The sequence below is a fragment of the Vibrio rarus genome, from assembly GCF_024347075.1.
GTDB lineage: Bacteria > Pseudomonadota > Gammaproteobacteria > Enterobacterales > Vibrionaceae > Vibrio > Vibrio rarus.
The window spans coordinates 430,781-454,328 of record NZ_AP024901.1; the positions used below are offsets into that span (position 1 = coordinate 430,781).

A 23,548-nucleotide genomic window follows, 5' to 3' on the forward strand; every position below is an offset into this window, starting at 1 on the left:
CGGTTAAAAATACAATCGGATCACGGACTCAGCAACACATGCTGGTCTGCGTACCCCTTCTATCTCTACCTTTAATTCACGGGTTATTTCCAAACCTTTTTGAATGGGGGTCACTTTCAATAGACTACTACGAGCACGGATATTGCTTCCCACTCTTACCGGATACGGGAATCGGACACTGTTCATCCCCATATTGACGGTCACTTTTGCCGTTGGGAACAACGGTTTTTCCGGATCAACGGCATCGGATAAACGCGGTAACAAGGCTAAAGTTAAAAATCCATGGGCAATGGTGCTCTTGAAAGGCGATTCTTGCTGCGCTCTTTCAGGATTAGTATGGATCCACTGCATGTCTTCGGTCACTTTACCAAACGCATCCACACGCTCTTGGTTAATTTCAAACCATTCGCCAACATGCAGTTCTTCACCCAATTTTTGCGACAATTCCAAATACAGCGCTTCCGCTGCGGGATTCATCTCAATGGTATCTTTAACAGGATTATCGACTTCTTCATTCACCGCTGGCGACTGAAAATCTTTGCCCCATGAGCGAAACAAGTGCTGCGCATGGGCGCGATTCACCAATTCACTCCAGTATTCTCTAAGAGATGGGGACATCCTATCCATAAACTCCGTATGATGTCTCGAAAGAGATCCTCGTTTGTGTTTAAGAATATCAACAACTTTCATGCACGCTCCAGTGAAGCTAAACTAGCCATAACTCGGCAATTTTGAACTAAATCACACTTTAACTCAATACGTAGACATCTACTTCGCGGTAAAAATACCAATAAAAACTGCACTTTACCCTAAAATCTGACTCTATCTCATGTTTTTTTTAAAATTATTCAATAATCCATGGAAAATTATAGTAAAAAACAACGCATATACACAAAACTTGGCTGTGTAGTTAAGCGTAAATAGGTCTCAGGATCCCTATCGGCGATCTCCGGCGAGGGTGCCCCTTCCGACAGTTGTGATACCACAAAACCTGCGTCATGTATGGCGGCAAACAAATCTTGTAAGCTTCTTCTGTAGTAACTTACCGGCAGTGGTTTACCAATGGTGTCCCACAGCTCACTAATGTGTTCTAAAGCAAAATAATTACCGCTAGGGGAGACAGCAAAATCATTTAATGGATGGTGAGTGGAAAAAACCCATTGTCCACCGGGCTTTAATACGCGTTTGATCTCTTTGAATAAAGCGGTGATATCTTCAATATAATGAATCACTAAAGGGGCAATAACCCAATCATAAGTTCCCTCCTCTTCATTAGGCAATCCCGCGGATAGATCCTGTACGTAGGCATGATGTGGCTGGATATTAGCGTTAACAAGCTCAATCATCTGCGGTGACAAATCAACGCAAGTAACCACACCACCCTGGCTCTGTATCGCCTTAGCATGCTCTCCCGAACCGCAACCTAAATCCAGTACCTTTTGTTGAGGCTGAATATCTAATAACGATAAGGTTGTTGGCCGCTCTAAATGAGCGTTATAGATGTTATTCTTGACCACCTTGGCATACTCTGTGGCATGAGTTGTGTACATAGGGTTACTCACACTTTATTTCCTTAACGCGTTTAATTTGGCTTGGGCTATCCCATAGATAGTATCAATAGGGTAACTGCCTTCATCACTAACAATCCCCGCATCCTTACCAGTAAACAACTTAATGGCTTGCGCCACATGCTCAATGGCCCAAATATGGAAAGTGCCCTTTTCCACCGCTTCAACAATATCGGCGCGCAGCATCAAATTATGCACATTTGATTGTGGAATGACGACCCCTTGGCTATCTAAACGCCCCTTAATTTTACACACATCAAAAAAACCTTCGATTTTCTCGTTAACCCCGCCAATGGGTTGCGCTTCGCCAAACTGATTCATTGAACCGGTAATGGCAATGTCTTGTCGGTTGGCTTGTTTAGAAAATGCCGACACTACCGCGCAAAATTCGGCCATACTGGCGCTGTCGCCATCCACTCCACCATAAGATTGCTCAAAGGTGATATGAGTGGTGAGCGGGATTTTTGCGGTTTTACCAAATACCGAAGAGAGATAAGCGGATAAAATCATCACCCCTTTGGAGTGGATGCTTCCCCCAAGATCGACATTACGCTCAATATCAATCACTTCTCCACTGCCAAAAGAGGTGGTGGCGGTGATGCGATTAGGCGCACCAAACATATGATCGCTGGTGCTCAGCACAGACAAAGCATTCACCTGCCCTACGGCTTCCCCTTGGGTATGAATTAAGGTGGTGCCATTAACAAAGGTTTCCATAACACTTTCTTGTAAACGGCTCACGCGAGAAAGTTGATTACGCAAGGCCTTTTCTACATGCGTGCCACGGATAATATTGGCTCTAGCGGTTCTGGCGATGTAGTTTGCCTCCCGCAATAAGTTGGCAATATTGGCGGAATGCAATGAGATTTTATTTTGGTCTCCGGCCAGACGAGAGCTGTGTTCAATAATGCGTGCAATGGCTTTTTTATCGCAATGAAGCAGTTTATTGTCGTGCACTATACTGGAAATAAACCGTGTATAATGCAGTTCCGAGTCCGTATCTCGTGGCATTTCATCTTCAAAATCGGCGGTGACTCTAAACAACTCAGCAAATTCAGGATCGTAATGCTGCAACAATTGGTAGGTTCGATAATCACCAAACAAAATAATTTTTACATCTAATGGAATAGGCTCAGGATCTAAAGAAACCGCACCTGTCATAGTTACTTGCTTCTCAAGGGCGGTTAAGCTCAACTCCCTCGATCGCAAGGCACGTTTCAATCCGTCCCAAACATATGGCTGCTCTAGCACTTTTACCGCATCCATTAATAACACGCCACCATTGGCTTTATGTAATGCCCCCGCTCGAATCAAAGAGAAATCCGTAAACACTGTCCCTTTAAACGTTGCCGTTTCCACATAGCCAAATAACGAGTGATAATTGGGGCTTTCTTCAACAATAATCGGCAAACTCTCTTTAGGTTGAGAAACCAATACATTCACTTTGTAGCGGCGTGGCAGTTTTTTATCTAAGGATGCGGTAGCGATTTCCCCTTGCTCATTGCTCTCTTCTAAAAAGATATCGACGTTTTCCACTATGTCTGCTTGCAAGTCTGCTAAGTGCTGCTTAATAACCCCATGTTTTTTATACTTTACACGCAACGCTTTGATAAAATGCCCTATCACCTCTAAGGTCACATCCGCATTCAGCTTTTGGATTTTATCTGTGTACTCTTCTTCCCATTCGGTGAGATCACGAATGATGTGGCGCAAGGCGATTTCAAGGTTATCTATGGTTTTTTCAAAGCTTGCCTGAGTCTTTTTATCTAGTTGCTCAAACGACTCTTCCGTATAAGGTTCTTCCCCATTTAACGCCACAAACTGATAGTCACCTTGATTGGTCACCGTCAAGCTAATACTTTTCTGTTTGGCTTGTTTGGTTAATGCTTCTAAGGCAAGGCTTTGCTTTTTCGCTAATTGATTTTTGAGCCTATCCGCACGGGAAAAGTACATCTCATTATCGAAAGCTAATGGGATTCCTTTGAGCAATTTGGTCATGAGTTTTTCGAGATCAACCCGTAGACTTTGCCCCACCCCGCGAGGCAATTTGAGAACTTTTGGAATACGAATATCCTCAAAATTCGCCACATAACACCAATCATAAAGTTCATGTAAATCAAAGGGGTGGCGTTTTAGGTAGCGTAAAATCATGGTGCGCTTACCCAATCCATTGCGGCCAATGGCGTAGATATTGTAGCCTTTTTCACGAATGGACATGGCAAATTCTACCGCCGATTGCGCTCTTTCTTGCCCAACAATTTCATCTATGGGGGGCACATCTTTGGTGGATTTACAGGAGAATTCATCCAGCGATGCTTCGCGGTAGAGTGCTTGCGGGCTTAAAGACGTTGTAGCCATAGTCACCTCATGTAAGAAAGGGAAAATAGGATAACGAGGCAGTAATACCGCCAAGGTCCCATTGAGTGCGATAGTTAGCTTTAGTGTAATACTGATACGGGCAATTTAATGTGACAAAGTGAGCTATTGGCCCTTATTGACCAATAGCTCCCTTGATGCATTGACTGCTAGTAAAGAACGCTCACCTTAACTGCCATCGTATTTGAACACTTGATTTTCAAACATCGCTGTCAGTAGATCTTTATCCGGATCGCCGCCATAATCCAATTGATTATTTAACCCTTTCACCACTATTGACTGACTGTCAGCATCGGATGCCACATTGACCAGCACATCGTCGCTATCTTCAATCAAGGTAGCGGTGAGCTCTTGAGTATTGGCAAAGTTATCTAATAGATCGTTCAGATCGGGCACTGAGCTAAGCTCATCTAACACCCCGAGCAAATCAATGCTGTCTCCTTCACTTAGGTCAAAATCGGTGATAACGTCTTGTTGACCGTTATCAACTTCTTGCCAAACAAACAGATCTTCCCCCTCGCCACCGGTAAGAATATCCGAGCCTAAACCGCCCAATAAGGTATCGTTGCCTGCTCCGCCAATAAGTTCATCGTCAAAATCGGAGCCGCGTAAGATGGAGTCTTGGTCGCCATCAACCACACTGCTCGCTTGCGTAGCCAGTGACGCATCCACATCCTCCCCATCACTAACAACAGCCACGGTATAATTCAAAGCACTCGATTGTGCTGAGATATTGGGATCGCTCTCCGTTGATACCGCCACTACATCAAAGGCAATGGCAGCGCTTGGTAGCACCGTTGACTCTGTCACCACTATGCTTGCCTCACTAAGGGCGGCGGCATCTAAAATCCAACTTCCCACTTCGTTACCAGGCTGTACATTGCCGGACGTTGACTGCACCGATAAAGCGCTGTCTAAACCTCTCACCTCAATAGTCAGAGTTTCATCGGCATCGGATAATGCTGCCATCAACCCTAATAATGGGATCCCTCTCGAGATTAAGGCACTTTCCGATATCACCGTATTCAAACTGCGCTGAGAATCACTATTTAAGGTTAAGCTAGGTGCATTGGCGACCGGTGTAATGGTAATCGGTACCGTATCACTGTCTTGTTTGTTGCTGTTATCCACATCATCAAAAATACCATTGTCATTAGTGGTCACCGTTAACTCTGCACTATTAGTTCCTTGTGCATTGGTATAGAAAAGACCTTTGTCCGCATCCATCTCCGCCAGTACGGCATTGACTTCGGTAATGGGTCCCGTTAGCGTAATGGTGCTGGTATTGTTATCTAAAATCGTCACGTTACTGTTAGAAGTGACCAACTCAAGCACGCCCACATCCACAGCAATAATCACTTCTATTTCCCCATTGCTATTGGCGGCGACATAATCAACATCTGACACTTGAATGCCCACAATTTTATTGGTGGCCCCTTCCTCGGCAATAATGGTGCTCGGCATGCTATTAATGGGCGCATCATTTTGCGCAATAACCGTAATATCAAAGGCTTCGCTGCTAATTTTTGCATCGCCACTGCCAACGTTTCCTTGGTCATCCACCGTCACATTGACCGTCACATCCCCAGAAAAATCGCTGTTTGGCGTAAACAACAAGCCACTGTTTAATAGCGTGTTGATCTCATCTAATGACCCTAGCAACTCCAACTGACCATCGCTAATGGTCACCGTGCCTGAAAACAGATCTTTATCGGCCTGAGCAAAATCGAAATTCCCCTCACCGTTTGCCATCACCGTAAACTTAAATTCTCCGTCTGGAACATCGCTGATATCAACATCGGAGAGTTGAATGTCGTTAATCGTTAACACGCCATCTTCAATGACACTTTTGTCCGCAATAACAGAAATCTCAGGAGCATCATTAACGGGGGTCACATTGACATCAAACTGGGTAGATGCGGTATTGGGTTCACCCACCACGCCAAAGTTACCTTGGTCATCCACCAGCACAGTGACGCTAACGATACCAGTCACATCTTTGGCCGGTGTAAAGGTCACACCTGAGGCCAAAAATTGATTAATTTGGCTAACGCTTCCCTCAATGCGCAAACCCGATGTGGCATCCCCGGTGACGGTCACACCGAAGCTCATCGCATCAGAAGTGAAACTAAAGGTCCCATCACCATCGCTAACCGATAACAGCACCACATAAGGCGCATCAGGCTCAGTGGCACTATCCACATCACTGATCTGAATAGAGGTAATGTCCAATACATCCTCTTCCGCTACGGTTTGATCGCTGATAGGGTCAATCACGGGTTGGTCATTTTCCGCCTCAACGGTAATAATGAAACTATCATCATTGGTATACGGTTCGCCTTCAACACCGCTATTTCCACCATCATTTACCGCAACGGTGACATTCACTACTCCGTAAAAATTATCCAGTGGATTAAATCTCACACCATCGGCTAAAGCCGCATTGATGGCATCCACCGTTCCCGTAAGGGTGATACTGGCGCTTGGATCTGTGCTCGACAGCACCACACCAAAGAGATCTTGCGCATCGTCAATAAAGTTGAGCAATCCGCTGTCCACCGAAATGGTAAACGTATACTCCGCCATCGGATTATCTTGTGTATCGGGATCGGCAATAGAAAGTCCGTTAATATTCAGTTGGTCATCTTCGATAGACGTCAGATCCGCCAAACCACCGAACACGGGTTGGTCGTTTACCGCCTCTATCGTTAGGTCGACAACTTGCTCTGAAATGGCGTTGTTATCCGTGATTTCATTATTATTGATGTCGTATTCAACAGATTGGACTTGGATGGTGATTTGCGCAGGGTCCCAATTTAAATTGTTATTGTTGCCCGGATTAAAAATAATCATCTCAAGATCTTGAGCATCCACATCTAACGTCCAACTGCCATCACCATTGTTGATAAACGCCGTGCCATCCATTAAACGAATGCTCGCACCATCGGGCACATCCAGTACGGTTACTCTCAAGGTTTCAGGGGCGCTTTCGAGATAATTCGAACCGCTGCCATCCCCGGAGAGCGAATAGCGGTCATCAACAATGGCTGCATTGATGTCAATGGCAATATCTTGGTTTTCCACCCCAACAGCGGCAGTATCAATGTCCGTATCCACGGCATCAGCAACAGGGTTAACCACTAAGGTAAAGTTAGCGTTGTGTTCAACTGGCACCCCCAGTAGTTTCTCTTGAGTAAAGACAATAATTCCCAGATCTACCGTGCCACTAAATTGCTCTGCTGGAGTGATTTCTAAATCACTAAACGACACCGAGGTCACTGATGGATTGTTTAATTGAATGGTCCAAAAACCATCACCATTATTTTTCACCACAAAGCCATCGGCGTCATTTTCACTGGTGGATTTGACAAGAAAGCCCTCTGGAATACCCGATAAACGAATGGAGACAAATTCTTCAGAGCCGTCATCGTCTCCAAGAGAAACCTTGAAAGGCGTACCTTGGATCTGATCAAGGAAAATGGCACTGTCCTCATTCCCTGTAATGACAATCTTATTCGAGCGATCCCCCCCTTCAATGACGATAGGGTCCACCACCGGAATCACTTCAAAGGAGAGCTCACCATTAAACGGTTTTCCAGAGTCCGTGTCAGAGGGGTGATCATAACCTGCCGTTTCATCAAACACAGTCACATCATTGAGCGTGCCAGAAATGGACAATTCCACGGTATTATCGTTATCTCCCGTAGGGAAATTTTCTGCCGGTTTAAATTGCACATCTTTTAAGAAATCTTCAATGGCGTTAGGGTTTGCCGCATCATAGGTCAACGTAAATGAACTGACTTCATTGCCTTGCGGATCAATAAGCACCCCTTCCGATGGGTCTTTTAAAGCGACAGTCACCGTTTGAAAGCTTTCAACCCCTCTATCTGCGCTAGAATCAATATCTGTCGAGGTCACACCAATATCAAGGTGAATAATACCGTCTTCATAGGCCAGACCATCTTGATACTCTTCTGTGCCATCGGCACCGATAGGTTGCAAATCCTGATCAAGACCGGCCGTGCCTTTCACCACCACAGAAACCACTTGGTCCGCTTCCACTACAGGGGATACTGCCACTGGCAAAATCAAATCATGGTACCTTTCATCACCGGATTTGGTGTCTGTGGTAATAGCGGTAAATTTGATGTTAACGTCTCCGGCATAATCTTGCGGTGGTACCAGAATCAAATTTTCTAAACCAAGGATATTTCCCGCTTCATCCACTGTGCCTTTAAATACATATTCACCAATGGTGTAGTCATATTCCGCCCCTAGGATACTAAAACCTTGCAAATCCGACTCAGCAAACACTAAGGTAAAGAGATCCGTGACGTCATCTCGGTCGGAGGTGGTAGACAACAGGTTTTTATCCATGATCTGTTGACCAAGATCGATATTGCGATCTTCGGTGCCGATAATAATGTCATCGGGATCGGTATTGGCAATCACCTCTGCGGCAATGGAATCATTCACTACTACCGATTCAGGAAAACGCAGAGTGATGTCCGTTTCTTTTTGCTGGCGAACGCTTTGTTCCCCTTCCTCGCCTTTGTCGTACACTAAAGCGGTGAGTGTAATGGTGATGTTAGAGAAGTCCGCATCGCCGTCGCCAGGTATCTTCAGACCACTTGGGGCAATAATAGTAAAATCTTCTTCATTAGTGACCACCCATTTCCCATCACCATTATTCACCGCGCCAATGATCACTAACTGATCAAGAATCCCTTGATCCGTTGTTGAAAAATCCACCACCAGCTCTTCTATAATTTCATCGGGATTCTGGTCAAGCTCTTGCTGCTCTTCTGCGGTCAGTGTTGCATTAGGGTCAAGGTCGAGCTTATCTTTAGCCTGTTGCTCCGCTTGTGTGACATCACTATCTTCAAAATTAATGCTGTAAGCATCCTCTTTAACATCGTTAATAGTGAAGTTAATCATGCCACTGGCATCGGCAACAATGGGGTTGTCCACCGCACCTATCATGTTATCGTCTACATCGGTAACAAACAGGTTGGCATCACTCTCGACCGTTGGACGCACCACAATATCAACCGTGCCGTTAATAACGTCGCTGGCACTGTTTTCATACTCTGATTGACCGTCACTAAATTCATAATCATCTTCTCTCACCTCAAGGGTGACACCTAACTGAAAATCACGGCTGTCATCACTAGGCGGTTTCACTTCAACAATGCCGACACCGCTTAAAAGATCAGCTAAGCCATTGCTGTCGCTAATCACTATATTCCCATTACCATCCACCGCCACCACAGAGCCATTCACCCGCACTTCCGCCCCTTCAGGAAAGCCGGTAAGGGTAAGTAACGTAATCACTTCATCGCTATCTGGGAAGTCGAGTCCGGTTGGATGCCAATCCACTTCAATAAAGGTATCTTCATCCCCTTTCGAGGTGCGTTCAAAGTTATCTTTCGCATCGATAACCGGCTGAACGTTAATGATAATATCCCCTTCAATGATATTCACTGCACCGTCACTTTCAGTTATCACTATGGTGGCGGTGAGATCGATATTGCCAGTAAAGGAGGCGATTGGACGTAAAATAACCCCTGTGTTGATCCCCGCTTCGGTTAAATTCGCCTGATAAATGGGCCCTCCTGCAGAGTCATAGCCCACAAACACCAAATCAACTTCGTTATTTTCGCTATCCAGTACTTTGACACCATCGGGAATATTTGAGATCAGCACAGTGACCGACTCTGAATCATCTAGAGGAGTATCTTTAAGCTCGCCACTTAAGATTTTAAAGTTCAGAGGAACATCACTATTTTCATCCACTAGGGTTTCCACCCCTTTAGGGACGCCATTACTATCAAAAATAGGATGCCAACTATCCCCTAAGCCATCGACACTGATAGAGGGGGCATCAGGCACCCCTTTTAGATCCACAACGATTTGCCTTGAATCCAATACTCGATCGTTCGTCACGGTCACTAAGGTGCCATTACCGCTTGTTTCATCCACATTTTGTATTTGCTCGCTGACATCTCGAATGATGCCAGTCACCGTCATTGCAAAGTCCACATTACTGTTGGTATAAGGGGTAAACTCAACCATAGACAGCATCTCGTATGGAATTTCATACACACCAGGTGACACTTCCACAATCGGGTTATCATCAACATCGCCTAACCAACTTAACGTGGCTAAGTTGCCGTTACTGTCCGCTAAACCCGTCACTTGCACATACAAACTTTCAGAACCATCCGCATCTAAAGGTGCATTCATTCTTATATGCAGATCCAGCGTCGTTGTGGTGTCTTCATCAATCACAATACGTGATACCACTAGAGCGCCATCGTCAGCCACCGGATTCACATTCACCGTGAAATAACGCTCCTCTGAGCGCGCTTCGACAAGCTGCGCATTACTGTCCGCTTCTGTAGTAATGGCGACCACTTTCAGCTGAATGGTTCCACTCCAGTCATCGGCTGGATTGACCGTGACTTTACCAATATCATCCGCGGAGATGATATACAGACCGTTGGCATCGGCAGTTTGCACAACCCCATCAATTAACAACTGCTGGCCAAAGTCAGCCACAAAGCTCACTTCATAGGTCAGGGTTTCTGAACTGTCTTTATCTTGTGTTTGCGCCAAAATCTGCAACAGTGCATCATCGCCATCTTCATCAACGTTCACTGTAAAGTTACCGCTAGAAGGCTCCCAAGTGGCTGTATCGGCGATGGCTTTCACTTCTACAGACAGTGTTTCGTCTAACGTTTCACTGACGGCGTTATTGCGATACACCTCAACACTAAAGTCGTAGTGATACTCCGCCGCTTCCGAACTTTGATGACGAGCAGGGACAAAGAATAAATTGTCCACACTCCAGTTTTCATTATCCGAACTTGAACTTGCCAGCAGATCTTTACTCAGCACTACCGCACCATCCACAACGGTTAAAGCGATGTAGTTTGCACCATCAAAGTAATAGAAATCCCCTTGCGTGGCATCCACATTGTTAATGGTGATGGCACCAAGGGCTTCATCATTATCAAAGTCCCCCGTATCCACACGGATCTCAACCTGGATGGGTTTATCCTCAGCGGGCAAGTTATCTTGCGCGTTGCTATCGCCTGTTGTGATACTGCGTCCCGCGTCTTCAGAGCCGCTGGCCGTAGATAGGGTAATTTGCGAGCGAATATCATCCACTTCAATCGTGACTGGGTTGGTACTGGTATCGCCATCACTGTCGGTGGCTGTAACCTGCACATCAATACTGACGCTGTTACCCTCTTGTTTGACATCATCGGCTGGAGTGAAACGTATTCGCCCGTCAGGGTGCACTTCAACTATGCCCATAAGCAAAGTACTATCCACTGGGTTTGCCGGATCGCTGCCATCGCTGTATAGGTTAAATGACTGGAATCCGCCATCGCTATCTAGGGTTAAAATGGTCGAACCAATTTGAATTTGCGTCAGTGCACCATCATCGGACCCCTCAGTGGTGAGACCATTTTGCTTTAACACGTTCACCGTGGCGCTATCACTCCCTTCAGTTAGGGAAATGGATTTCTCGATCACTTCAGGAACATCATCCACCACACTCACAATGACATCTTTAGTGGTTGAATTATCCCCATCCATATCTTGGGCGTACACAGGGACACTAATCGTTAAGGTATCGGCGGATGTAAGCTCGGTATTGACCCCTGCTATCGGGTGATCAATGGCGCGAAGGATTTCAAAAGTAAACTGGCCAAAGTCACTGCTGGTTTGGTCGTTATTCACTTGAATGGATAAGATATCAAGCTGTGCACCGTTGACATTCGCCACCCCCATATAACCACCAGTAACACTGATAAATGTCACTGCAACCCCTTGGTAGGTCAGCGCAAAGGCTTGAGTTTGCCCTCCCGCATCGACATAGCTCACCTTAATATTGGCACTGTCCACAAAGAAGGCTTCAATATCATCAGTGCCTTTAATTACCGTGACAGCTGAACGGCCCACTTCCAATGCGCCATCTGGGCTATTGCCCCCTTGTATTGGTGGTATCCCAGTATCCCCTTGGTCGATATGACTTTCATTGAGCGTTAACGCTGGCGCCGTATCTATTTGCGGATCATCCCCATCGGCAATCTCAATATTGAGATCCGCTGAAGTGACATCCCCATCGCTATCTGTGGCCTGCACAATCAAAGTTAAATCGTTAATATCTAAGCTGGCATTGTCTTGCTCTAGAGGTTGGCGTAAATCTATATTGTAACTGCCATCAAGGTTGACTGTGGCAAGCAATACCACCGCAGAGCTATCACCTGCAATATGCACAGTGAACGTTGTGCCATCAGCGCTTAGCAGCAGTTCAACACTTTGATTGTTGCTCAATAAACCAGTCCAAGCCGTGTCGTTCAATACGCTGGGGTTAAATGTCACACTCGCAACGGCATCAATGCCTTTTACCAAATCAATAGTGCCACTGAGGGGATCGGCACCCACATCTACAATGACATTCTCGTCAATGGCTTCATTTTGATCCGTCGCATCAGGGTCAGTGCCGTCGCTAATCACTAAGCCAATTTCTTTGCTGACCACATCATTATCGGTATCCATTGCTTCGACGGTGACTGCCAGACGATTACTATCATCGGCGGCGATTTGATCAAGGGGTAATAATTGCTCAAAGCGATAATTGCCCCCCATGTCGATGGTGCCGATAAAGACAATATCTTCAGCGTCGTTATCGGTGACTAACGAGAGCGTTTGCCCATCATTACTGATCACCACTTTGGTTTGTATGCCATTAGAGGTCAGTGCATCCCAAGCACTTTGCTGAGAGGCGCTTAATGATAAGGTCACAGACTCAATGGCATCCGCTCCTGCTGTTAAGCCAACATCACCTGTCACGGGGAAATCAACCGCGCCAATAATATTGTCTTCATTCCAGGCAAGCTCAATGGTTTCATCGCTAAAAGTACTGTCTTGACCATCATTAATGCGCACTTGGGCATTGGCGCGGGTGATGTCACCGTCGCTGTCTTTAAGCTCAACACGAAGAGCAAGATTCAAGCGATCATTACTGGCCGTTTGGTCAATGGCTTGTTGTTGGTCAACGGTGAAAGTGCCGTCAAACTGACCATCACTGTCCGTGTTTAAACGAATAGTTAATACGCTGCTCTCGGGGGCGTTGCTCAATGACACCGTAATTAAGGTGCCATTTTCTGTGATGGTAAAAGAGGTGGCCTCACCATTACTGGTGATGGCATTCAGTGCATTGCTTTGACCGTTCGTTAAGTTAAAGCCAAAACTGGCCAGAGCATCACTGCCTTGGGTTAACCCCATGTCTCCTGTTATCGGCAAACTGACTGTGCCAATATCATCATCATTCAAAATAACGCGACGATTGCTTAATCCTATATTGGTGCCATCTTCGACGGTAATCTCTATACTGCTGCGCGTTTCATCTTCATCACCATCAATGGCAATAGTGCCCACAGAGAGTTTGGTGAGATCCGACGCATCTTGGTCAACAGAGGCTAGCTGCTCAATTTGATAATTACCGTCAATATCCATAGTTAATGACAGCACGACAGTGCCATCGGCAAGTTGCAGTTCAAGGGAACGTTCAGATTCTAGCAAAAAGGTCTGTTGTCCATTGCTGGTTATAGCATTCCATTCACTGCGCTCGGCATCGCTTAATTCAAAGTCTAGACTGGCCAAGTCATCAGGACTCAACGTTAGCTCAATATCGCCTGAAATAGGTTGTGTGCTGCCGCCTATATCATCTTCATTCCAGCTTTCACTTTGATTACTGCTCGAAATATCCGTGCCGTCATCAATGGTGACCTTGATACTTGACGGCGTCACATCCCCGTCCGTATCGGTAAAGATTACCCCTGCACTTAATGCGCTTTGATCGCTGCCACTGTTATCTTGATCAACGGCAATAAACTGTTCTAACTTAAAACTGCCATCGCCATTTAAGGTCAATTGCAAGGCAATCATGCCACCTGCGCGAACGATCAGGGTTTGTGAACCTTGTTCTAATACCGTGGCTTGGCCATTTACGGTAATGCTCTGCCAAGCGGTGAGTTGCTCAGGAGTCAGATCTATCACCGCAGACGCTATGGCATCACTGCCTTGGTAATTTAAATCACCGCTAAATTCGTAACCAACTTGCCCTATTTCGTCTTCACTCCATGCCACGTCCGCAGGATCTGTGGTAATGATCGTCCCATCGCTAATAGTGATATCAATCGCAGAGGGAGGTCGATTGGTAATGGCATCAATATTGTCATCACCATCACTGTCTTCCACCACCACATCAAAGATAAGCTGAGTTTTTCCCGTATCGTCTTGATCTAACGGCAAGGTTTGCTCTATGGAATAAGAGCCATCCTCGGCGAGTGTGACCACTAACACTGGGTTGCCCCCTTGACTCACGGTTATGGTAGAGTCAGTCACAGTGACGTCAGTGGCTAAATGATTACTGGTTAAATTTTCTAGGGCGGTTTGCTGTTCGGCGGTTAATTCAAAGCGAATGTTCGCAATGTCGTCACTGCCCATCACTAGGCCTAAATCCGAATAAATAGGGAACAGCGTACTTAAATCGTCTTCACTCCATGATTGGGTATCACTGCCGATTTCAGGATCATCACCGTCGGAGATGGTTAAGGCAATATTGGCCTCAATCGGGCCGTTCATATCATCACTGTCTTCTACTAAAATGGGGATATCTAACAACAGTTTTTCTAGGCTTTCATGATCCAACGCTTGGTATTGAGTGACGCGATAGTTACCGTCTAGATCAAGGATTTCAACCTCTAACACCTTATTAGTCGGGTCATCACCAATATACACGGTCAATAGCGTCAGGCCGGGTAAACCATTATCGGCACTTGTCGATAACACGACATTGGTTTCAAGATCATTACTGACTAAACCGGTCCATGCTGCAGCCGATTCAATGGCATCATCAAAGGTAATAGAGACAATTTCATCGGTACCTTCAATAATCTCAAAGCTTTCATAGAAGCTTTGTTCACCGAAAATTTCTACAATGTCGATAGCGCCGTCCAGCACCACAGGATCGGCACCATCAAAAATATTCAGCTTCAGTGTGCCGGAATCCACATCAAGGTCGGTATCGGTAATCACCACTTCAAGTTCTAGCTCAAGGGGTCCACCCACAGGTTGGTCAACGGCATCACTTTCGGTGATGACATAACGGCCTTCACTATCAATGCTCACCACTAATACCACTTGTGTGGTATCTCCTGATTTATACACAGTGATTTCATTGTCCGTGATCAATAGATCCGTTTGCTGACCATCACTGGTAATGGAATGCCAAGGTGAATCTACCGCCAGTGGAGCAAATTCCACGCTCTTAATGTCATCAATGCCTTTGTTGACCGTCATAATACCGGTGAAGGTGGTGCCGTCCGTGACCTCAACAAAGTTAATGGTAGAGTCTAAAATTTGAGGATCGGCACCGTCGGTTATTTTCAAAATGATGTCGGCACTGGAGCTATCACCGTCAAAATCGGTGGCGATAACCGTGGCGGTTAAATCATTAACATTGCTAAGCACATCCTGATCCAAAGGCAGAGATTGCTTAACACTAAAGGTGCCGTCACTGGCTAAGATCAGCGCTAAAACCACCGCATCAGGATCACTGTCTAGCGTCACCGACAATGTGTTACCCACAATGCTGACTGAGGTCGATTCACCGTTACTGGTTAAGTTTGTCCATGCATCGCTGGTAATTGACGTGGCATCAAAGGTGTAGCTTTCAATTGCGTCACTGGCGGGGCTAAATGCAATGCTTTGATCTGTGATTTCAAGAGGCAAGCCCTGTTCTTTAAAATTCACATTAACATCCGTGCCTAGCGGATCACCGGCATCATTAATCTTAATGTTTATATTCGCGCTACCAAAATCCCCATCAGAGTCTTTGGCAAGCACAGGTAAAACCAGATCCGTTAGGTTTGTGAGTTCATCTTGCTCAATAGGTTTGAACTGAGTCACCACATAACGACCATCATCGCCAATGGTCACTTCTAGAACTTTTTCATTCATCGCGTTCGTGACGGTAATGGTTTTATTACCATTAGATAAAGCCACTGAGGTTGGGCTTCCTTCACTGGTTAAAGCATCCCATGTCCCATCGGGCACTTTGGCGGGATCAAAGCTCAAGCTTTGTATCTGGTCACTGCCTGCAACGAAATCAATAGTGCCATTGATTGACTGCTCACCGACTATCTCATCGAGCACCACCTCACTCTCTGTGCCACTTGGATCATCCCCATCGCTCACTTTAACCGTGATAACGGCATCGCTCACATCTAAGTCACTATCGGTCGCCTGTACTGGAATGGTCAATTGCGTTAGATTCGTCTCATCTTGATCTAAAGGTTCACGTAAATCGATACGGTAAGTGCCATCTAAATTAACCGTCACCGTCATCACTACTGTGCCATCAAGCAGGGATACAGTCAGGGTATCATTAACCCCCGTTTGCGTGGTGGATGACAAGGCAACGCTTGTCTCTAACCCATTACTGGTTAGCGACTGCCAAGGGCTATCTACGGCGACGACGCCAGCATCAATCGCAATGCTTGTGACTAAATCAATACCAGAATCTAAGGCTAAATCACCCGCAAAGGGCTGTTTGGTGACATCACCAATGTCGTTTTCAAACAGATCAGCCGTATCATTGAGGATAACAGGATCCGTGCCATCGCTAATGGTAAAGGAAACAGGCGATGTATTAATATCACCATCCGTATCCGTCACTATGATGCCCACGCCTAATACCGTTTGGTCTGGGTTAATGAGATCGTTATTATCTTGATCTATGGCGGCGAACTGATTAATGGTGTAAGTGCCGTCGGTACTCACCACTAACTCAAGCACCACCTCGCCACCACTGGTCGTTACCGTAATCGAACTATCGGTAATCGTTAATGACGTTGCCTCGCCATTGCTGGTAATGGCATTCCAAGGGGCAAGTTGCTGTGGGGTCAGTTCAAGGGCCACATTAGCAATGGCATCACTTCCTTGATAGTTAATCGCACCCGTGACAGGCAATACGGAACCATCGCCTAGGCTATCCTCATTCCATTGCGCATCATCTGGCGAGATTGCAAACTCATCACCGTCATTAATGGTAATATCTATCACCGTTGACACTGGGTCTGCATCGCTGTCAGTGACCGTTACGCCAACCTGCAAAGTATTCACATCATCCACTTGGTCAAGAGCACCAAGCTGGGTTAATGTATAGGTTCCTGTTATATCAATGGTTAATGCCAGTACAGGTGTACCATCGGCTAACTGTACCGTGACCCCTGTTGGGGTAATGATCAGCTGAGTCTGTTGCCCGTTACTGGTCAATGACTGCCATTGAGCTTGTTGCTCATCAGAAAGGGTCAACTCAACCGACGCAATGGCATCGCTCCCTTTTTGCAGATTAATGCTGCCCGTATCGGTGGCGCTGTTATCGGCGACATCATCTTCATCTAAACTCAGTGAACTGGCCTCGACCGTAGCATTCTTACCATCGCTTATCTTGATACTAATGTTGGCCGTAGCCGAATCTTGATCGTAATCCGTGCCAATAACAGGAACGAGGAGATCGCTAATATCGTCCAGCGCGCGCTGATCCAATGCCCCGTTTTGCACTAAGGTATAGCTGCCATCATCGGCCAGAGTTAATACCAGTACCTTGTCCCCAGTCACACTGGATAAGGTTAATATCTTACCTGTGCTATCAAGGGAGAGATTGGTGGCTTGTCCATTACTGGTCAGTGCATTCCATATCGGGTCCGATTCAACAGCAGAATCGATCACCATAGTTTCCACGCTATCACTGCCGGGAGTAAAAACAATGCTTCCCGTGTGAGTTTGCCCTACCTCACCCGTTTCTGTGTAAGATGTGGTACTGGTTAGGCCAATGGGGGGCACATTATCGCTGATATTGATATTGATATTAGCAGTGGCACTGTCCCCTTCAGAATCACTGGCAATCACCGGCAACAGCAGTTTCGTTAGATCCGTTGTTGGATCTTGCTCAATGGGTTGTGACTGCGTAACCATATAACGACCATCATTATCGATAGTCACTCGTAATACTTCTTTACCCGATAGCGAGGTCACCACTAAGGTTTTGCTGTCCGTTAATGCAACGGTCACCCCTTCACCATTGCTTTGCAATGCGTTCCAATTGGCGTCCATAAGCACATCGGCGGCAAAGGAGATATCGGCAATATCTTCACTTCCTGCGCTGAACATGATTTGCTCACTGCCCGTCACCACACCGGTTGTCTCTTGCAAATTAATGGTGCTGTCAGCGCCTACTGGGTCTGCGCCGTCGTTGATGGTGATCGTAATATTGGCGGTGGCCACATCACCATCGGCATCGTTCGCAGAGATAGGCAGAGTAAGATCTAATGCATCGCCATTTAACTGATCTAAAGGTTGCAGTTGTTCAATGGTGTATGTGCCATCGAGATTGATGATAATTTTTAACACCGGAGTGTCATTATCGGTGCGACTGACCAACAAGGTGTCGTTCACGCTATTTCCATTGCCCACTTGCTGGGTGGAAGAGAGCGTAAGGGTCACCCCTTCTCCATTACTGGTCAAAGAGGTCCAGTCTAGGTCATTTAATACCGTGTTATCGATGGCAATGGCTTCCACTAAATCCGTACCTGCGACTAGGTTTACACTGCCTTGTTGGGGTTGGAAGTTAACATCACCAATTTGGTCTTCATCAAGGGTGGAAGTGGCATCTGAGATCTGCAGATCTTTACCGTCTGTTATCGGGATTACAATGGTGGTTGAGGTGATATCACCATCGGTATCTGTCGCATCCACTCGTAAGGTTAACTCATTGAGATTGCTATCAACATCTTGCTCTAATGGCAAGAACTGCTCAATGGTGTATGAACCATCAAAGTTAATGGTGGCAGTAAGCACAATAGCGCTTTCATCCCCTTGCAAATGCACGATGACCCTTGTGCCATCCTCACTGATCTTAACTTCGGTTTGTTGATTATCACTTTGTAAGGCAAGCCATGCATCGTCGGTTTCCACCGCGCCATTAAACACCACACTGGCAAAGGCATCGATACCTTCGGTGAGTCCAATATTGCCGGTTTCTGGCCCTTGTGCTGGGTTGCTGATCTCATTTTCATCAAGGGCGGTGCTCACCTCATTGGCAGAGCTTGGATTTAAACCGTCATTAATCACGACATCAATCACTGACGTTGCGACGTCTTGGTCTGTATCGGTGGCCGTCACGGTAACAGAGAGCCTATTTTGGTTGCTGTCTGTAGGCTGATCAATCGGCAGGTATTGGGTAATGGAATACTCTCCATCTAAACCAATCTCAAATTTTAATACTTGGGTGCCGTCCTCTAAAGCGACGAGTAAACGGCCTTGAGAGGTGGTGAGTGTTGTCGCCATACCATTGCTGGTGATCCCTTGCCACGCAAGCAACTCGGCCGATGTTAACATCACGTCCAGCGATTCAATCGCATCACTACCGACCACTAATCCCACATCCCCTTTTGCTGTCACCGGGTTTGCGGTATCGTTATCAAACAGCGCCACACTGCTATCGACCACAACAGGGTCGATGCCATCGTTAATCTGTATGGTGATATTGCTTGTGACTGAGTCTGCATCCGTATCGGTCACAATTACGGGCAAGGTTAAGATGATAGAATCACTGCCGTTATGCTCTAACCCTTGATACTGCGTGACAGTGTAACTGCCGTCTGGGTTAATCGTCGCCTCTAGGACCACATCCGATGCGTTTCCTACCACGCTCACCACTAGGCCGTTATCAGTCACCACCACCTGCAGGGCTTGGTTATTACTCAATAACCCCGTCCAATCACTATCACTTTCAACACTGGCTTTATCAAACACCACACTAAACACATCATCACTGCCAGGCTGGACATTAATGGTTCCGCTCACAGCCACTTCTTGCCCAGTTTCGCTGATGATTGGCGCGGTACTTGGCACTATGCTCGCATCATCACCGTCAGTGATTTGAATGGTAATATTGGCAATTTGCGGTTCGCTGTTCATGGCATCGGTATCAAACACATCCACGCGTAAATTCAACAATAATGTTTCTAATACACTGTGATCCAATGCTTGGAATTGGGTGACTCTAAAGTTGCCCTGCAAATCTTCCAGCTCAACTTCTAGCACTTTATTGCTGCTATCTCCTGTGACATACAAGGTCAGTAAGGTGCCGTCATCACTCAGAGAGTAACTCAAGGGTTGATCATTGCTGACTAAGCCACTCCACACCGCATCGTTATTAAGCGCCTCTGCATTGAACACCACTTCAGCAATAGGATCATCTTGCACCACAATCAAAAATTGGTCATAGAAGCTCTGCTGAGTGGCTTTTTCAGTAAAAGTCACGGTTTGATCGCTGACCATAGGTGGAGCGCCATCAATAATGGTGACACCGATAGTGGCCGTGGCAACATCGGTGTCCGCATCCGTCACCAATATTGGGATCTCTAGTAAAATTTGATCTGTACTTGGGTCTTGGTCAATGGGTTTAGACTGAGTCACAGTGTAATTGCCATCGATATCTATGCTCACCGTCAGTACATCAACTTGAGCATTGCCATTGTCGGCATCAAGGTAATACACCGTCAGCGTATTCCCTTCCACTTTGACTTCGGTGGCCATACTGCCGCTAGTGATACCTTGCCACACAGGGTCATTGACCAATTGTGGATCGATAACAACAGAGGCAATAGCGTCTGCCCCTTTAGTAATCACCACTTGCGCTGAAACCGTGCGTACGGTATCGCCAAACTCAATATATTGAATGCTACTGTCAGAGGCTGCGGGATCTAGACCATCGCTAATATTAATAGTGAGACTATTTGAGGCCGTGTCCCCATCAAAATCGGTGGCGAGAACACTAATGGGTAATACTAAGAGATTATCGGAACTGTCTCCCATGCCAGGGTGCTCTAATGCAGCGTTTTGCATAATGCTATAACTGCCATCGCGATTAATGGTCACGACAAGCACATCTTGCGTGGCCGTGGATACGGTCAAGACGGTGCCATCACTGGACAAGCTAACCGTAGTGTCCTCACCATTAGATTGTAAATCGGCCCAAATAGGCGCAACGATGCTGGAAGGGAGAAATTGCACGCTTTCAATGGCATCACTTAAAACAGTAAAATCCATTTGCCCGGTATGGCTTTGTCCTGCCTCACCACTTTCTTGATAACTCACCTCACTAGGGGCCACTGATGGACTGACGTTATCTCGCACTGTGATAGTGATATTGTGCGTCACGAAATCACCGTCAGTATCGGTGGCCGTGGTTGGAATAATTAAATTAACCACATCACTGTCTTGTTCAATGGCGCGATACTGAGTAAGAGTGTACTGACCATCATTATCAATGGTCACTAGCAGTACCGGATCACCGTCTAAGGTGTTGACTTGAATGGTTTTCCCGTCAATCACAGTAACGCTAGTTTGCTCACCATTGCTAACAATACTCTGCCAAGTGGGATCGGACTCCACACTAGCGGCAAAAGAAACATCAGCTATTTTGTCACTGCCTTGAGTAAAAACGATCTCACGAGACGTACTGTATTCACCCACAATTTCCGTATAATCGAGTAGACTATCTTGCCCGGTTGGATCGCGACCATCTTCAATGTCAATGCTAATCGTTTCTTGCTTGAAATCCCCATCGGTATCCACCGCAACAATGGGTAACTGTAATGAAGTGAGATTAGCACTATCTTGATCTAAGGCTTGATTGAGAAAAACTTGATAGGTGCCATCAACATTGACCACCACCTGCATCACAATGGTGCTAGGATCACTTTGCAAATACACCACTAAGGTATCTTGAACGCGATCCCCAACCCCGTTTTGTTGAACCGTAGAATCTTCCAGCCTAAGAGCGGTCGCTTCCCCATTTGAGGTTAATAGATTCCACGCACTGTCTTGCAATACCGAAGGGGCGATAATAATTGATTCCACATTATCGCTTCCTTGGACAAGACCAATGTCTCCTGTTGCAGAAGGAGACGTTAGGCCAATATCATCTTCTGAGATTCTTGGCGCAATAACGCTATTGATGCTTAGGTCATCACCATCGGTTAGACCTAAGGTTAAAAATCCCTGTGTCATATCACCGTCTTTATCGGTGACGGTAACTGGCAGCGCAACACTTAAAGTATCAAGGGAGTTTTGTTCTATGGCTTGAAATGCTTCTAATGTATAGCCACCATCACGGTCTAAGGTAATTTCAAATACTTTGCTCGTTAACTCAGCGGTTAGCACAATCGTCAGTACTGTGCCATCATCACTGAGGATGGCTGTAGTAGCCGAGTTATTGGACAATAAGCCCTCAAACAGTGCCAATGATTCTTGGTCAAATACCACCGTCTCGAGCTTGTCACTGCCCAGTTGATATAACTCACCACTTAATACATTCGTACTCGCCCCGTTTGCTTCCACTTCATCGCTAACCACCGCGTCCACAACACTATTATCGCCATCGGTGACAACCACACTAAATTGCACCGGATTGATCAGCTCAAAACCACTAATATCCTGACCTGTTATGGCAAAATTAATGGTTAATTGGTCATTGTTAATAACAACGTATTGGCCCCCAGCATCTATGTGATCAATCGGCTGGGAGACTAAAGTGGTGACCGTCAGTTCTATACCACGATCAAGGACAGTTTGCTCAATAGTAATTGAGAGTACTTCCTCCCCATTGAGCGTCCCCACTAAGCTGTTTTGTGCCTCGTCATACACAAACAGCACCGCTTCACCGCCACTGGTAATCTTAGCGTTTAACTCGGCAAGCACCGAGTCCACATCTATAGGGGAAACAATAAAGGTCTGCGGATCTAAAGCAAACGTAGCTTGCTCTATAAATACACTGCCCTTGGTGGTTTGTGGATAACCCTGTGAGGGGTCACTGTCACGTGAATTTGCCAGTGAACTAAGGGAGCCTTCGGTTAGGCTTAAGGCTATCTCCCCCCCACCTTCAGCAAAGTTAATAGTAAGGCCATCATCGTCAATATCAGGGGCGTTCATCACCCGCGCATCGGTTTCAAAGTAGGTTTGCGGGTGGGTTTCCACATGCGTCATATCGACAGAAACAAAGCCAGCATTGGCGGAGGTTTGTGCATCCACATGATGGCCTGCCACCATGGCATCGAGTACTGCGGAAGGATCATCACCTCGGGCGATAGCGTCTTGTAAAAAGGTAATATCTTGCTGAGAAAACTGAGAAGGAAATTGCTGAAACTGCAGGGAGGCGTCTATTTGTGTCCAAGCAACGTCGGTTGCTTCATCTGCAGGTACGCTGGCCACACACACCGCACACGCTTGGTCAAAAATTTCGGCTTTTGTGCCATATTGCACCATGATTTTAGAATCATCACCAATGAGCAACACGTCCCCTTTTTGCAGAGTGTCACCCTTTTGAATCGGTTTGGCGGGGATGGACGCATTGATAACAATTGCCTTGCCTTGCGCTTCTACAACAGAAACATCCGTGATCAGTATTTGCTCTTTCATAACCTACATCCTTGTCTTCTGTCTTGATACTCCTT

At 46.2% G+C, this 23,548-nt stretch carries 4 protein-coding genes; all 4 read right to left on the bottom strand.

Going from position 1 to position 23,548, the window contains the following annotated elements; genetic code table 11:
* Positions 1 to 3 precede the first annotated feature (3 nt).
* The gene (locus OCU56_RS15030) at positions 4 to 690 is read right to left on the bottom strand and encodes a MaoC family dehydratase (RefSeq protein WP_261875532.1); all 687 of its coding nucleotides are present in this window, start codon (positions 688 to 690) and stop codon (positions 4 to 6) included.
* A 176-nt stretch (positions 691 to 866) separates the two neighbouring features.
* Entirely contained in the window at positions 867 to 1,562 is a 696-nt protein-coding gene (locus tag OCU56_RS15035) for a class I SAM-dependent methyltransferase (RefSeq protein WP_261875533.1), read from the bottom strand.
* A 3-nt stretch (positions 1,563 to 1,565) separates the two neighbouring features.
* Positions 1,566 to 3,926, bottom strand: a complete 2,361-nt coding sequence (locus tag OCU56_RS15040; protein WP_261875534.1) for a Lon protease family protein — start codon at positions 3,924 to 3,926, stop codon at positions 1,566 to 1,568.
* Positions 3,927 to 4,112: 186 nt separating this feature from the next.
* Positions 4,113 to 23,513 carry a retention module-containing protein gene (locus tag OCU56_RS15045; protein WP_261875535.1) on the bottom strand — a complete coding sequence of 6,467 codons (19,401 nt, stop codon included), beginning with the start codon at positions 23,511 to 23,513 and terminating at the stop codon, positions 4,113 to 4,115.
* Between the last annotated feature and the right edge of the window lie 35 nt (positions 23,514 to 23,548).

What these genes read in the sequence shown, in the direction of transcription:
- OCU56_RS15030 (WP_261875532.1), bottom strand. Translation starts at nt 690, where the DNA reads ATGAAAGTTGTTGATATTCTTAAACACAAACGAGGATCTCTTTCGAGA.
- OCU56_RS15040 (WP_261875534.1), bottom strand. Translation starts at nt 3,926, where the DNA reads ATGGCTACAACGTCTTTAAGCCCGCAAGCACTCTACCGCGAAGCATCG.
- OCU56_RS15045 (WP_261875535.1), bottom strand. Translation starts at nt 23,513, where the DNA reads ATGAAAGAGCAAATACTGATCACGGATGTTTCTGTTGTAGAAGCGCAA.